Annotated in this window: 14 protein-coding genes; 1 reads left to right on the forward strand and 13 read right to left on the reverse strand. The window is 48.6% G+C overall.

The genetic code is table 11. The features are described from left to right. Positions 1-14: 14 nt before the first annotated feature. The 6 genes from serS to lrp all read right to left on the reverse strand — a co-directional run bounded on the left by serS (position 15) and on the right by lrp (position 6,734). Positions 15-1,310: a serine--tRNA ligase gene (serS, locus tag KIU71_RS07965; RefSeq protein WP_214130695.1), complete on the reverse strand. Its 1,296-nt coding sequence runs from the start codon at positions 1,308-1,310 to the stop codon at positions 15-17. A gap of 9 nt (positions 1,311-1,319) precedes the next feature. After that, a complete protein-coding gene (gene crcB, locus KIU71_RS07970; protein ID WP_214130696.1) occupies positions 1,320-1,688 on the reverse strand; it encodes a fluoride efflux transporter CrcB in 369 nt (122 codons plus the stop codon). Continuing rightward, positions 1,685-3,013, reverse strand: coding sequence for a replication-associated recombination protein A (locus tag KIU71_RS07975; protein ID WP_214130697.1), 1,329 nt, complete (start codon positions 3,011-3,013; stop codon positions 1,685-1,687). Before KIU71_RS07975 ends, crcB begins: the two co-directional genes overlap by 4 nt. Then, positions 2,985-3,623 carry an outer membrane lipoprotein chaperone LolA gene (gene lolA / locus KIU71_RS07980; protein ID WP_214130698.1) on the reverse strand — a complete coding sequence of 213 codons (639 nt, stop codon included), beginning with the start codon at positions 3,621-3,623 and terminating at the stop codon, positions 2,985-2,987. The genes KIU71_RS07975 and lolA overlap by 29 nt, the downstream gene beginning before the upstream one ends. A gap of 1 nt (position 3,624) precedes the next feature. After that, positions 3,625-6,081, reverse strand: a complete 2,457-nt coding sequence (locus KIU71_RS07985; protein WP_214130699.1) for a DNA translocase FtsK — start codon at positions 6,079-6,081, stop codon at positions 3,625-3,627. Positions 6,082-6,248: 167 nt separating this feature from the next. After that, positions 6,249-6,734, reverse strand: coding sequence for a leucine-responsive transcriptional regulator Lrp (gene lrp / locus KIU71_RS07990; RefSeq protein ID WP_214130700.1), 486 nt, complete (start codon positions 6,732-6,734; stop codon positions 6,249-6,251). A 124-nt stretch (positions 6,735-6,858) separates the two neighbouring features. On the opposite strand from lrp, the gene ald reads away from it, so the two are divergent. After that, the gene (gene ald, locus KIU71_RS07995) at positions 6,859-7,989 is read left to right on the forward strand and encodes an alanine dehydrogenase (RefSeq protein ID WP_214130701.1); all 1,131 of its coding nucleotides are present in this window, start codon (positions 6,859-6,861) and stop codon (positions 7,987-7,989) included. A gap of 21 nt (positions 7,990-8,010) precedes the next feature. Here the strand turns inward: ald and pyrF are convergent, their stop codons facing one another. From pyrF to aroA, 7 genes are all read right to left on the reverse strand, one after another. Continuing rightward, entirely contained in the window at positions 8,011-8,715 is a 705-nt protein-coding gene (gene pyrF, locus KIU71_RS08000; protein ID WP_214130702.1) for an orotidine-5'-phosphate decarboxylase, read from the reverse strand. Between the two features lie 4 nt (positions 8,716-8,719). Then, positions 8,720-9,889: a lipopolysaccharide assembly protein LapB gene (gene lapB, locus KIU71_RS08005; RefSeq protein ID WP_214130703.1), complete on the reverse strand. Its 1,170-nt coding sequence runs from the start codon at positions 9,887-9,889 to the stop codon at positions 8,720-8,722. Between the two features lie 3 nt (positions 9,890-9,892). After that, positions 9,893-10,147 (reverse strand): lipopolysaccharide assembly protein LapA domain-containing protein, encoded by a 255-nt coding sequence (locus KIU71_RS08010; RefSeq protein ID WP_214130704.1) that lies wholly within the window; start codon positions 10,145-10,147, stop codon positions 9,893-9,895. A gap of 27 nt (positions 10,148-10,174) precedes the next feature. Continuing rightward, positions 10,175-10,459, reverse strand: a complete 285-nt coding sequence (gene ihfB / locus KIU71_RS08015; RefSeq protein ID WP_214130705.1) for an integration host factor subunit beta — start codon at positions 10,457-10,459, stop codon at positions 10,175-10,177. Between the two features lie 106 nt (positions 10,460-10,565). Beyond that, entirely contained in the window at positions 10,566-12,239 is a 1,674-nt protein-coding gene (gene rpsA / locus KIU71_RS08020; RefSeq protein WP_214130706.1) for a 30S ribosomal protein S1, read from the reverse strand. Positions 12,240-12,366: 127 nt separating this feature from the next. Further along, a complete protein-coding gene (gene cmk, locus KIU71_RS08025) occupies positions 12,367-13,044 on the reverse strand; it encodes a (d)CMP kinase (RefSeq protein ID WP_214130707.1) in 678 nt (225 codons plus the stop codon). Between the two features lie 116 nt (positions 13,045-13,160). Beyond that, entirely contained in the window at positions 13,161-14,435 is a 1,275-nt protein-coding gene (aroA, locus tag KIU71_RS08030) for a 3-phosphoshikimate 1-carboxyvinyltransferase (protein WP_214130708.1), read from the reverse strand. Between the last annotated feature and the right edge of the window lie 3 nt (positions 14,436-14,438).

The following is a 14,438-nucleotide window of genomic DNA, read 5'->3' on the forward strand; positions in this document are numbered from 1 at the left end:
GCACTGACCGATCACTACTCAGCCGGAATCAGATCGACATTTCCCATATAACCGCGCAATACCTTAGGAATGGCCACTGAACCGTCTGCGTTCTGGTAATTCTCCAGCACCGCAACCAGCGTACGTCCTACGGCTAATCCGGAGCCATTCAAGGTGTGAACAAGTTCGGGCTTTTGCCCTTGTGCAGGTCGATAGCGTGCTTGCATGCGGCGTGCCTGAAAATCTCGCATATTAGAGCAAGACGAAATTTCCCGGTACGTGTTCTGAGCCGGTAACCACACTTCCAAGTCAAACGTTTTTGCTGCCCCAAATCCCATATCGCCGGTGCACAACAACATTTTACGATAAGGCAGTTCCAGCGCTTGGAGAATCGATTCTGCATGGCCGGTTAGTGCTTCTAGCGCAGCGTCTGACTCAGTGGGGTTAACTATTTGAACCAGCTCAACTTTGTCAAATTGGTGCTGGCGAATTAGCCCGCGAGTATCACGTCCATAGGCACCCGCCTCGCTACGAAAACACGGAGTATGCGCTGTCATGCGTAGTGGCAAATCATTTTCGTGCAGAATGCTGTCACGCACGGTGTTCGTCAACGGCACTTCAGCGGTGGGAATGAGTGACATGCCCTGCCCCTCTTCGGTGGCGGGCTTGGTGTGAAATAAATCTTCCCCAAATTTAGGCAATTGACCAGTGCCAAACAAACTGTCTGAATTGACCAGATACGGTACGTACATCTCTTGATAACCGTGATGTTGGGTGTGCTGGTCGAGCATAAATTGGGCGAGTGCACGGTTGAGTTTGGCCACTGCGCCGCGCATCACCACAAATCGAGCACCAGATAACTTAGCCGCCGTTTCAAAATCTAAACCTGCGGATAAGCCCGCGCCAATATCGACATGATCTTTCACATCAAAATCGAAGTTACGTGGCGTTCCCCAACGGCTGATTTCAACATTGTCTGCTTCATCGTTGCCAACCGGAACGTCTTCGTCGGGTACGTTTGGCGTTTCCTGATAGAATATATTCAACGCTTCCAGCACGTGCTCCAGTTCATGCTTAGCGGCATCTAGATCACTTCCGAGTTGACTCACTTGCGCTAACAGAGGCTGAATATCTTCGCCGGCTGCCTTTGCCTTGCCGATCGACTTGCTGCGGACATTGCGCTCGTTTTGAAGCTCTTGAGTCTTAATTTGCAGCGCTTTGCGTTTTTCTTCTAAATCATTGTAGGCGGCAATATCTAGCTCGAACCCTCTGCTGTGCAAACGCGCGGCGGTGGCGTTGATATCAGTTCGAAATAATTTCGGATCTAACATGCGATCTTTCTATCCTTTAAATAAGTGCACTGCCAATCCGGCAGCAGCAAGACATAACATGACATTCAGCACAATATTCGCGAATGCTTTTAACCACTCTCCATGCTGCAGCAATAGCAGTGTATCGTAGGAAAATGTTGAAAAAGTTGTCAATGCGCCTAGCATCCCGATGGCAAGAAAAGCTCGGCTGGGACTTGGCTCTAGGTCAGTGTGTTGCATAAGGGCGTAGAAAACACCCAATAGGAACGAACCGACAACATTAACCGCCAGTGTACCAAAGGGTAAACCTTTTCCAAACCACTGTTCGCAACGCATTGTTATGAACCAACGTAAACACGCACCTATTGCACCGCCCAGTGCTATATAAATGTAGGTCATGAGCGATCTTTATCAGCGAACTGCTGGTCGAGTGACGCCAAAAACGCCTGCTTTTCCGCCAGCTTTTTTTCCAGCCCCCGAGGCTGAGGCTGATAAAAACGGCCTTCAACCCCATCAGGTAGGTAGGACTCACCCGCAGCGTAAGCATGAGGTTCATTGTGCGCGTAACGGTAGCCTTTGCCGTGCTCCATGGATTGACTCAGTTTGGTGGGCGCATTGCGTAAGTGATTGGGAACCGGCGCATGTGCAAAATCCGCAGCGGCGCGTTTAGCCGCTTTGAAAGCGTTGTACACGGCATTGCTTTTTGGCGCTAATGCACAATATACAATCGCTTGCGCGATCGCTCTTTCACCCTCTGCGGCGCCGACGCGGTGGAACACATCCCAACTAGATAAACAAATATCAATCGCCCTCGGGTCGGCATTGCCAATATCTTCTGACGCAATCGCCAACAGACGCCTTGCAATAACCGTTGCCTCACAGCCAGACTGCAAAAGGCGAGCAAAATAAAATAATGCACCGTCAACGGACGAACCGCGTACCGACTTATGAAACGCAGATAAATGGTCGTAAAGATGGTCGCCATTTTTGTCAAATAACTGAACGTTCTCACCCGAGCTTTGCGTCACATGCTCAACCGTGATTTCACTACCCTCGCATAACTGCGCGGCAAGTTCCAATTGCGTCAGCAATCGTCGTCCATCGCCAGCACTCATGCGAATCAATGCCGTTCTGGCTTTGTCAGTGGCCGTGACACGGTTTGACCCGCTGAGGCGGGCTAATGCACGGTCAATAAGCTGCTGCAAATCAATGTCATCCAGCGTCTTGAGCACGAATACGCGAGCTCTTGAGAGCAGTGCGTTATTCAATGAGAAAGCCGGATTTTCTGTGGTCGCGCCGATAAATTGGATCAAGCCCGATTCAATATGAGGTAAAAAAGCGTCCTGCTGACTTTTATTGAAACGATGTACCTCATCCACAAACACGAGCGTACGCTGCTGCATCGCCTGACGCTGTTTTGCTTGCTCGATGGCATGACGGATTTCTTTAACACCGTCTGTCACCGCAGAGATGCGAACAATATGACTTTGACTGGTAGTGGCAATCAATTCAGCCAGAGTGGTTTTGCCAGTGCCCGGCGGCCCCCACAAAATCATTGAAATGGCACTCTGCTGCTTAATGATTTGTGCAATAGGCTTGTTGTCGGCCAGTAAGTGTCGTTGACCCAGCACGTCATCCAGCTGCTGAGGCCGCAGCAGCGCAGCTAGTGGAGCATGCGGTTGTGGGTCCTCAAAATCAAACGCCGGGCTGTCGTTGGTCGTCAAGATAGAAGCCCTCTGGAACGGTCAAAATAAATGTGTTCGCGTCGCCTAAGGGAACGTTTTGCCTCACATTTGTGAAAGCAAGCATACTGGTTTGCCCTTGCGCGTCTAAACTCTTTAGCGAGGTTATTCTGTTTTGGTCATTTAGCACCAACGTTAAAGACATAATCTGCGACCGTTCTTTCGCGGTAATGGAAAAACCGTTATCGACCCGCGAGATGTCAAACGCGTGCCAATCATCCGCATTATTGCTGGTGAGCAACATCATTGGATTGTTTTGCATCGCGGTTTGTTGATCAACCACCGACACTTGCTCAACGAAATAATCAATTTGCCAGACGGCGTCTCCGTCAGCGACCAATAAAATTTCATCCGGCGCGGTTGTATGCCAGCGCAGTAAATTGGGTTGCGCCATACTGATTTTTCCTTCGGCCTGATGCACCTCATTACCTTGCGCATCAACCACCGTTTGGTTGAAATCAGCCATGTAGGTATTGATCCCTCTCAGTACAGTTTGCAACGCTTCCGCTGCATCAGTTTTGTCGCTACCAAAGGCGTTGTAACTCAGGCTGCAAGCGGCGATTGTAATGATTTTCAGACAGTGTTTTATCATATTAGTCTCTTGGCGGGGGTGGAGGTGCTAGCACTTCGCGATTTCCGTTGTGCCCTGACGCAGTTACGACGCCACTTAATTCCATTTGTTCAACTATTCTTGCGGCGCGATTGTAACCAATTCTGAATTTACGCTGCACGCTACTGACGGAAACTTTGCGTGATTGCGTAACAAACGCGACCGCTTCATCATAAAACGCATCCATTTCCTGATCGCCGCCCTCAGGCTGCTCGCCAGGGAGTAAAATGTCTGCGCTTGCTTCACCATTTAAAATTTCGTCAATGTACTCAGGTTCTCCCCGCGCTTTCCAGTCAGCCACAACGGCATGTACCTCGTGATCATCCACAAAAGCGCCGTGAACCCGTGTTGGCACCGCAGTTCCTGGTGGCAGATACAACATATCACCCGCACCCAGCAGAGCTTCAGCACCTTGCTGGTCAAGGATAGTGCGCGAGTCAATTTTACTCGACACCTGAAAGGCAATTCGGGTGGGAATATTCGCTTTAATCAATCCCGTGATCACGTCTACTGAAGGGCGCTGCGTCGCTAACACTAAGTGTATCCCCGCAGCCCTGGCTTTTTGGGCGATGCGCGCGATGAGCTCTTCAACTTTCTTGCCGACAATCATCATCATGTCAGCAAATTCGTCGACTACCACGACGATAGCCGGTAATTTTTCAAGATCTGGGGCTTCTTCCAGCATGCTCTCTTCAGAGCGCCAGAGCGGATCTTTAATTGGCTCACCAGCCTCAATCGCGGCGAGCACCTTACTGTTGTAACCTTTAAGGTTACGCACGCCCAGCTCTGACATCAGCCGATAGCGACGTTCCATTTCTCCAACACACCATCTCAGCGCATTGGCGGCCTCTTTCATGTCGGTAACAACTTCGGCGAGTAAGTGAGGGATCCCTTCATACACAGACAGTTCAAGCATTTTCGGATCGATCATGATCATGCGCACGTCTTCGGGCTTTGATTTATACAGTAAGCTCAAGATCATGACATTAACGCCGACTGATTTCCCTGAGCCTGTCGTACCCGCAACCAATAGGTGAGGCATTTTCGCCAAATCAACTATCACAGGTTTACCCGAAATATCAGCGCCCAATACCATGGTTAGTGCTGATGCATTTGACTGAAAGGCTTCACATGAAATCACTTCACTTAAGCGCACCATCTCACGGTTTTTATTGGGCAATTCAAGGCCGATCACCGACTTACCCGGTATGACTTCAACAACGCGCACGGAAATAGCCGACATCGCCCGAGCCAGATCTTTTGACAACGCCGTGATCTTACTCACTTTAACGCCGGGGGCGAGATCCAGCTCAAATCGAGTGATTACCGGGCCTGGGTATACACCCACTACAACTGCCTCGATGTTAAAGTCAGCCAATTTCTGCTCGACAAGTCGCGATACCGCGTCAAGTTCTTCCGCTGAAATTGGATTCTCATGCTTGTCTGCTCGTTCTAGCAAATCAAACGATGGCATCGGTGTCACGGGCGGCGCCGTCACACTGACTTCGTCTTTAAGGTCTTCAACGGGCCGCTGCGTGGGCGGTGTCGATGTGTTTGCAGACTGAGCGGGCTGATTTACAAGTTCTTTTTGTTCGCTGTGTTCACGATCAACATGGCGACGCTTTGCGAACTTCTCTTTCAGTGTATCTAAACGGCTAACGGCCGGAGTGTCAACGTCATTACTCGATGAACTATGTTCTGTCTGAGCGGAGAAAACTTCCTCTGGGATGGTAAAATGAGGCGTTTTTCTCGTTTCTTCGCTGGACGGAGATGCACGCATACTGGTGATATTGACGGTGCTATTGCCAGCTTGCTCAGACCCGTTTTTGAGCTGAGGTAATCTTAACGCCGGTATCGATTGGGGTAATGCAGCGAGTTTTCGCCCGCCGTTTAATACGCCGGCACCTAAACCATCAATAACACCTAACCACGAAAGCCCCGTCATCAAAGTGAAACCCGTGCAGAAAAAGCACAGTAACAATAAAATGGTACCGGCGGTATTAAAATAGGGGATCAGAGCGCTACTGATAATATCACCGACCATACCCCCCGCGGAAAAGCTATAGATGTCATCGAAATTGATACTGGCTAGCCCTGTCAGGCCCAGTGCCAGCAATAACGTTCCGATAATACGCAAGCCAATCGCGAGATAATCAAGTTCAGAAAGCTGCTTAACATGGTGAAACAGGAACCAGCCCAGAAACGCACACGCGAAGGGTATGGCATACGCCAGATAGCCGAAACCAAAAAGAAGAATATCAGCAGCCCATGCGCCAGTGGCACCGACCCAGTTGCGGATATCGGTTTGCAGCCCAACCTGACTCCAGCCAGGATCGGCAGGGTGAAATGTGGCCACAGCTAACAGCAAAAAGAATGAGAATGTGCACGCCAGCATCATACCCACTTCAAATAAACGTTGTACGCCAGTCAATCGCGTCATAACTCTACATCATTTTCTTAAATTGTCGCCTGCGATACGCAAAAATAGCTCACTAGGCAGATGGATAGCGCAAAGCCTAGTCGCTAGCGAGGTGCTTATTAGGCTGAAAAGAATATCATAAGGCGTATCGATACTCTGCATAAATTCGTCACAAACAAAGCCGCCTATCACTTTACATTAATGTGCACTTGTGTCGTCGCTTTCACCTCTTCCATAACCACATAGGTTCGCGATTCACTCACACCGGGAAGACGCAGCAATGTGTCACCGAGTAGGCGGCGATAACTGGACATATCGGCAACACGTGTTTTTAACAAAAAGTCAAAGTTACCGGATACCAGATGGCATTCTTGAATATCTTCATGTTTTTGCACCGCCGCAGAAAATTCTGCAAAGATATCGACCGACGTTTTCGTTAATGTGATCTCAACGAACACCAACATGGCAGCCCCCAGCTTTTCCGGATCGACCATGGCTCGATATCCAGTGATGTACCCTTGGCTCTCCAGTCGCTTAACACGCTCAAGGCAGGGGCTGGCGCTTAAACCAATTTTCTTGGCCAGCTCGACATTGGATAATCGACCATCAATCTGCAACTCAATGAGTATGCGACGGTCAATCCTATCCAAGCTTTTTGGGGTTTTTGTTAGCATAGATTATTTTGATTATCAGGGTATTCTCCAAATATTAATCTATAATCTCTCATTATTCAGTGCTTTATTTGACTTTTTTCTCAGTATACTGCGCACGTTTTTTATTTAACAAAAGGTTTACGTAATGTTGGTAGGTGTACCTAAGGAAATTAAGAATCATGAGTATCGCGTTGGTCTTACACCTGCGGCGGTAAAAGAGTTTGTCGCGCACGGTCACAAAGTCATCATTGAGACCGACGCTGGCGCTGCCATTGGGTTCGACAATGCGATGTATATCGAAGCGGGTGCAGAGATTGTCGATTCGCCCGAGATCGTTTTTGAGCGCGCGGAACTGATCATCAAAGTTAAAGAGCCGCAACCTAACGAGTGCAAAATGTTGCGCGAAGGCCAAACATTGTATACCTACCTGCATTTAGCCCCTGATCCAACGCAGACCAAGTTGCTTGTGGAGTCTGGTGCGACCTGTATTGCTTACGAAACCGTAACGGATGCGCGCGGCGGCCTACCGCTGTTAGCACCAATGAGTGAAGTGGCAGGTCGTATGGCTGTGCAGGCCGGCGCACACTATCTTGAAAAAGCGCATGGCGGCAGTGGCACCTTGTTAGGTGGCGTTCCAGGCGTAGCGCCAGGTAAGGTCTTGATCATCGGTGGTGGTGTTGTGGGTACAAATGCGGCAAAAATGGCCATCGGTCTAGGCGCTGATGTCACTATACTTGACCGTTCTTTACCGCGTTTACGTGAGCTTGACGATATTTTTGGTAATCAATTGAAAACCGTCTACTCAACGGTTGATGCAATTGAGCATTACTCATCCAAAGCTGATTTAGTCGTAGGCGCGGTGTTGATACCCGGCGCGGCGGCTCCAAAGCTGTTGAACACCGACCATATTGCCAACATGAAGCAAGGCTCAGTGCTTGTCGATGTTGCGATTGACCAGGGTGGGTGTTTTCAGACATCGCGTGCGACTACGCACCAAGACCCTGTTTACATCGTCGATGGTGTTGTGCACTACTGCGTAGCGAATATGCCGGGTGGCGTTGCACGCACTTCAACCATGGCGCTAAACAATGCCACCATGCCTTTCGGGCTTGCGTTAGCGAATAAAGGTCCGAAACGCGCGATGCTGGAGAACCCTCACCTGCTGAATGGATTGAATGTGCATAAGGGTAAGGTGACTTATAGCGCCGTTATGGAAGCGCTCGGTGAACAATTGTCGCTTGAATATCAAGAGGCCGGCGCGGCCCTGAGTTTGTAGACAACGACAACATTGCGGCGGCTATCGCGTCGCCGCAATTTGTTCATTGATAGTACGTAATGCCGACACGGGATCGTTGGCTTTCGTGATAGGTCGGCCTACCACCATATAGTCAACACCGTAATTGATTGCGTCTTCAGGCGTCACGATACGAGTTTGATCGTCAGCTGAAGAGCCTGCAGGTCGTATTCCGGGTGTTACCAGTTGAAAATCGTTCGGCAGTTGATGTCTGAGCATCTGCGCCTCTTGCGCTGAACACACCACACCATCCAACCCGCTTTGTTTACTCAACACCGCCAGTTTCAATACTTGCTGCTCAATACTGATCCCGCCAACCACATCATCAAGCTGCATTTGATCCATACTGGTTAATACGGTCACTGCAATCAGTTTTACCTTGCTTGCACCGTGAGCATCTAACGCTTCACGCGTGTGTGACATCATTTTCTGGCCACCGGAAGCATGCACATTGACCATCCAAACACCCAAGTCGGCTGCTGCGATACACGCTTTTGCGACGGTGTTGGGAATATCGTGGAATTTCAAATCGAGAAATACATCAAAACCAGACGCCACCAAGTGCTTTACAAGCGCGGGCCCTTCGTGTGTGAACAATTGTTTACCCACTTTTAAACGGCATTCAGACGGGTTAAGTTTTTCTACCAATTGATCAACTTGCTGCCTAGTATCAAAGTCTAATGCAACAATGACCTTAGGATCGTTCATAGTACTATTCTCCATCTAATCCTTTAATAGGTTTTACCACGCCCCACTTTTTGCATGAAGGACATAACCAATACACTTTTCGCCCCGAAAAACCGCAGTTTCCACACCGATACTTCGGACGTTGTAACATTTGCTGCTCAACCAAACCTTTCAACAACGCCAAGCTACTCGTGCTTTCGTCCAGTTGTTGATTTTGAATGTACAAACGCATTAATGTGGCAAAGCCTTTCATAGTGGGTTTTTTGCGTAATTGTTCGTAAAGCATCTTGGTCGCTTCGTCCACCTCGCCGCGCCTTGCCATGACATTGACTTTGGCAAGGTATGCCGCTGCACTATTGCCGCCATGCTGATCAATAATACGTTCAAACTGTTGCCAATCCTGAGTGCCCTCTGCGCATTGTTCCAGCAGTGGGATGGCTTCACTCATCCAATTGATGTCTCGCTGAGCGACTTGCGTCAAACACTCGAAACCATCCTGAAAAGCGCCTTTATCAATCGCAAGTTTGCCCAACATCAACCAAGGTCTGACGGCTTTTTCGTCTGAAGCAACGGCTTTTTGTAGACTTTCAGCAGCGGATATTTGCTCACCTTTATCCAGCGCTTTCTGAGCTTTTTCACAGTAGAAATGCGCTAAGCGCACATGAATGTCATTGTTGTCACCATGGCAGTCGACCATTCGCTCGGCGAGGTCAATTGCCCTATCCCACTCTTTCGTGGTTTGATAAATTTTGAACAAACTTTGCTGGGCATTAAGATAATGCTTGTCACTATTCAGCAGTTGTAAGTAGGCGTTTTCAGCACGTTCCAGAAAACCTGCCTGCGTATAGTCTCTGCCGAGTTCGCGTAACGCGTTTTCGCGTTGCATGGGTTGAATTTCATCGCGGCTAACCAGATTTTGATGTACACGAATGGCGCGATCTATTTCGCCGCGATGCCGGAAGAAATTACCCATAGCAATGTGCGTTTCGACCGTATCATTGTTCAGATCGATCATTTTAATCAGCGTATCAACGGCCTTATCAGGCTGCTCTGACAGGAGAAAGTTGAGGCCACGATAATAGTGCTTAGACAGTATGCTTGATTGTTTACGCTGCGCCTGACGCAAACTGTTCCGCCCCATCACCCAGCCGTATCCGACAGCAATTGGAAGCAACAAAAACAACAGTTCTAACATGCGTTATTCGCTTTGCAGCTTTTTAAGTTTCTGCCTCAGCACACCCAGTTTGACCCGTAGGGCAAGCCAACTGCTTGCCATGGTGAGTAAACCAAGCGCCACACCCATTGAGAGTACAATCGCCATTAACGTTGAGAGACGCATACTGGCCTGAGCGACCAGGTAATTCACCGTAACCATCTGATCATTTTGAGAACCAACAACCACGCCTATAATAAGCAACAATAGAACGAGTAAAAATAGAATTAGTCCTTTCAAAAATCGAACTCCTGTCGTCCAGTGGGTTTACATGCCGTCGTTAACGCGGTCGCGAAGTTCTTTGCCTGGCTTGAAATGTGGGACATATTTACCCTCAAGCTGCACGGTTTCACCGGTTTTAGGATTACGCCCGACACGCGGTGCGCGATAGTGAAGAGAAAAGCTGCCGAACCCTCGTATCTCAATACGTTCGCCTTTTTGCAACGTTTGAGCGAGTTGTTCAAGTAATTCTTTGACTGCGATTTCAAGCTCGTGAGCGGGAACATGTTGTGCTTGCAACGCCAGTCTTTCGATCAGTTCAGACTTTGTCATGGCAACCTCTTGAGTGGTAATTAAAGCGCTTAATTATCTCAATGTTACCTGCAAATGATGAGCGGTGCATCATTTGATGCACCGCATTTGACTTTTTAGGTGAGTATTACTCGCCTTTCGCCGCTTTGAAAGCTTCTGCCATAGCGTTTGCGAAACCAGCATCTTCTGTCTGGTTATTCACTTTATCTAGAGCTTCTTTCTCGTCAGCTTGATCTTTCGCCTTAACAGAAAGGTTAACCATACGGTTCTTACGATCCACACCCATAAATTTGGCGTCAATCGCATCACCCACGTTAACTACCTCAGAAGCATCTTCTACACGGTCACGAGCAAGGTCGCCAACGCGGATGTAGCCATCAACTTCTTCAGACAAGTTAACCGTAACGCCTTTTGCGTCAACTGCGGTGACGGTACCGGCAACAATAGTGCCTTTCTTAGTATCAGCTAGGTACTTGTTGAACGGATCTTCTTCGATCTGCTTAACACCTAATGAAATACGCTCGCGCTCTGGGTCGACCTGAAGAACAACGGCTGAGATTTCATCGCCTTTCTTGTAGTCACGAACAGCGTCTTCACCGGTTTTATTCCAAGCGATGTCAGACAAGTGAACAAGTCCATCGATGCCACCGTCTAGACCGATAAAGATACCAAAGTCAGTGATTGACTTGATCTTACCAGACACTTTGTCGCCTTTTTCGTGCGACTTAGCGAATGTTTCCCAAGGGTTATCGATACACTGTTTCAAGCCAAGTGAGATACGACGACGTTCTTCGTCAATCTCAAGAACCATCACTTCAACAACGTCACCTAGGTTAACTACTTTAGACGGATGTACGTTTTTGTTTGTCCAGTCCATTTCAGATACGTGAACAAGACCTTCAACGCCATCTTCAATTTCAACGAAGCAACCATAATCAGTCAGATTGGTTACCGCACCACTCAGTTTAGAACCTTCAGGGTAACGGTTAGCAATCTCTTGCCATGGATCGCTGCCCATTTGCTTCATACCAAGAGAAACGCGAGACTTCTCTTTGTCGAATTTAAGTACTTTAACGTTGATTTCGTCGCCAACATTCACAATCTCGCTAGGATGCTTAACGCGCTTCCAAGCCATATCAGTGATATGAAGTAGACCGTCTACACCGCCTAAATCGACGAACGCGCCGTAGTCAGTAAGGTTTTTAACGATACCTTTAACTTCATGACCTTCTTCAAGGTTAGCCAGCAATGAATCACGCTCTGCGCTATTCTCTGCTTCAATGACTGCGCGGCGTGAAACAACCACGTTATTACGCTTGGCATCAAGCTTGATCACTTTGAATTCTAATTCTTTACCTTCAAGGTGTGTTGTGTCGCGCACTGGACGAACATCAACCAAAGAACCCGGCAAGAAAGCACGTACAGTATTTACTTCAACTGTGAAGCCGCCTTTCACTTTACCGTTAATAACACCCTTGATGGTTTCTTTCTCTTCATACGCTTTTTCAAGGTCTACCCACGCTTCGTGGCGTTTCGCTTTCTCGCGTGAAAGGATGGTCTCACCGAAACCGTCTTCAACGGCATCGAGTGCAACGTCAACCGTATCGCCGATAGCGATTTCAAGCTCGCCTTCTGCGTTCTTGAACTGGTCAACAGGAATAGCACTTTCAGATTTAAGGCCAGCGTCAACTAGCACAATATCTTTATCGATAGAAACAACGGTACCTTTAACAATGGCACCTGGGCGAGTTTCTAGCTGTTGTAAGCTCTCTTCAAAGAGATCTGCAAAATTTTCAGTCATATAAGTAAGTTAAAATAATCATTTTGACATCCACACTACAATCCAGTTAACGTGGGGTTGTTATTAAAAATCATCGCCAGTCCTTGTCGATGATGAGTTACGTGTCATTTCACGATCGAAAAATGCGCTAAACCAGCGCCTTTTCTTTCACAAAATTCATTGCCTTTTCAAATACTTGCTGAATATTCAGCGAAGTAGAGTCGATCAACAAAGCGTCTTCCGCTGCAACCAATGGTGCCACGGCACGTTGAGTGTCTCTCTCATCGCGAGCTTTTATGTCGGTTAAAAGGCGCGCAATGTTAACATCCAAACCTTTGTCTTTCAACTGGTGAAAACGTCGTTCGGCGCGAGCCTCGGCTGAGGCTGTCAGAAAAATTTTCGCTTCAGCACTGTTAAAAACAACCGTGCCCATGTCACGGCCATCAGCAATCAGGCCGGGGGCCTGCTGGAAGGCTCGCTGCCTGCGCAATAGCGCTTCACGCACTCGTGGAAGCGCCGCAACCTGAGAAGCAACACTGCCAACGTCTTCCGTGCGGATAACGTCGGTCACGTCTTCTCCTTCCAGCACAATTTTGCGCCCTTTTCCGTCAGTTTCAAACGAGACATCAAGGCTTGACGCTAGCGGCACAATGCCTTCTTCATCCATCGGCGCAAGGCCATGATGCTGAGTTGCGACGGCAAGCACGCGATAAAGTGCTCCACTGTCTAACAAATGCCATTCCAGATGAGTCGCTAACATGGCTGACAAGGTTCCTTTGCCTGCACCGCTAGGCCCATCCACGGTTACCACCGGTATTGCTTGCATAAAATAGACTTCCCTAGCAAAAAACGGGCGGGATTATACGCCCCGCTCGTCGGAATTACCAACCTCTTACCGCACAGATTATACTGCGTAATCGACAGGGTGGTGCTGGGAGCCCCTTAATACAGAGACTTGAATCGCGTAAAGAAATCAGGAAAGGTTTTGCGGGTGCATCCGGGGTCGTTGATGGTCACCGGTGAATCGCTTAACGCAACCAACGCAAAACACATCGCCATTCGGTGGTCATCGTACGTATCAATTTCGGCGTGCATCACCTTATTCGGTGTAATTGTAATGTAATCATGCCCCTCATCGACCACAGCGCCCACTTTACGTAACTCTGTCGCCATGGCATGCAGTCGATCCGTTTCCTTGACCCGCCAATTATAAATATTGCGTATCGTTGTTGTACCTTCAGCAAACAATGCCGTGGTTGCTATGGTCATGGCAGCGTCTGGTATGTGGTTCATATCCATATCGATTGCTTGCAACGTGCCTGCAGAAACGGATATGGAATCGTCTTGCCACTCAACATTTGCGCCCATTTTTTGCAGCACATCAGCAAACCGAACATCTCCCTGAATTGACTTGCGCCCCACGCCGGTCACTGTGACGGTACCGCCTTTAATCGCGCCCGCCGCTAAAAAATACGACGCCGATGACGCATCACCTTCGACCATAAAGCGGCCTGGGGATTGGTATTGCTGTGAACCTTTTACCGTGAATACCCGATAATCTTGGTTTTCAACCTCGACACCAAACGCCTTCATGGTTGCCAATGTAATATCTATGTAGGGTTTAGACACGAGTTCGCCAACAATAGTGATTGTTGAATCACCTTCGAATAGAGGCGCAGCCATTAATAGAGCGGTTAAAAACTGGCTAGAAACACTGCCATCCACCGTCATATTCCCACCTCGCAAGCGCTTTCCCTTAATCTGCAGCGGTGGAAACCCTGCGTTCTTTAGAAAAGTGATATCTGCGCCAGCTTGTCGCAATGCCTCTGTCAGATCGCCAATCGGACGTTCTTCCATCCGCGGCTCGCCCTGCAGCGTCACATCAACGTCCGACGTTGCCAGCACCGCGCATAAAGGGCGCATCGCAGTGCCAGCATTGCCTAAAAATAATTCCAGTGGAAGTTCAGTTTGAAACGAACGCCCTAAGCCTACGACGGTGCAACGTGTTTTATCATCAGAAAGGCGTGTTTTAACGCCCAGCTTAGACAACGCCGTCAGCATATGGCGTATATCATCACTGTCGAGCAAATTGGTTAATGTTGTTTCACCCTGCGCCACTGCGGCGAGTAATAATGCACGATTAGACAAACTTTTCGAACCGGGTACGTTCACAGTGCCATCGACTCGCGCGATGGGCTCTAGGGTAAGTTGTTGCAACTG

It is taken from the genome of Alteromonas oceanisediminis, from assembly GCF_018474025.1.
GTDB lineage: Bacteria > Pseudomonadota > Gammaproteobacteria > Enterobacterales > Alteromonadaceae > Alteromonas_E > Alteromonas_E oceanisediminis.

Excerpts from the sequence above, each read along its gene's own strand:
- rpsA (WP_214130706.1), bottom strand. The coding sequence starts at position 12,239 with ATGACTGAAAATTTTGCAGATCTCTTTGAAGAGAGCTTACAACAGCTA.
- lrp (WP_214130700.1), bottom strand. The coding sequence starts at position 6,734 with ATGCTAACAAAAACCCCAAAAAGCTTGGATAGGATTGACCGTCGCATA.
- serS (WP_214130695.1), bottom strand. The coding sequence starts at position 1,310 with ATGTTAGATCCGAAATTATTTCGAACTGATATCAACGCCACCGCCGCG.
- cmk (WP_214130707.1), bottom strand. The coding sequence starts at position 13,044 with ATGCAAGCAATACCGGTGGTAACCGTGGATGGGCCTAGCGGTGCAGGC.
- ald (WP_214130701.1), top strand. The coding sequence starts at position 6,859 with ATGTTGGTAGGTGTACCTAAGGAAATTAAGAATCATGAGTATCGCGTT.
- crcB (WP_214130696.1), bottom strand. The coding sequence starts at position 1,688 with ATGACCTACATTTATATAGCACTGGGCGGTGCAATAGGTGCGTGTTTA.
- pyrF (WP_214130702.1), bottom strand. The coding sequence starts at position 8,715 with ATGAACGATCCTAAGGTCATTGTTGCATTAGACTTTGATACTAGGCAG.
- lapB (WP_214130703.1), bottom strand. The coding sequence starts at position 9,889 with ATGTTAGAACTGTTGTTTTTGTTGCTTCCAATTGCTGTCGGATACGGC.
- ihfB (WP_214130705.1), bottom strand. The coding sequence starts at position 10,459 with ATGACAAAGTCTGAACTGATCGAAAGACTGGCGTTGCAAGCACAACAT.
- KIU71_RS07985 (WP_214130699.1), bottom strand. The coding sequence starts at position 6,081 with ATGACGCGATTGACTGGCGTACAACGTTTATTTGAAGTGGGTATGATG.
- lolA (WP_214130698.1), bottom strand. The coding sequence starts at position 3,623 with ATGATAAAACACTGTCTGAAAATCATTACAATCGCCGCTTGCAGCCTG.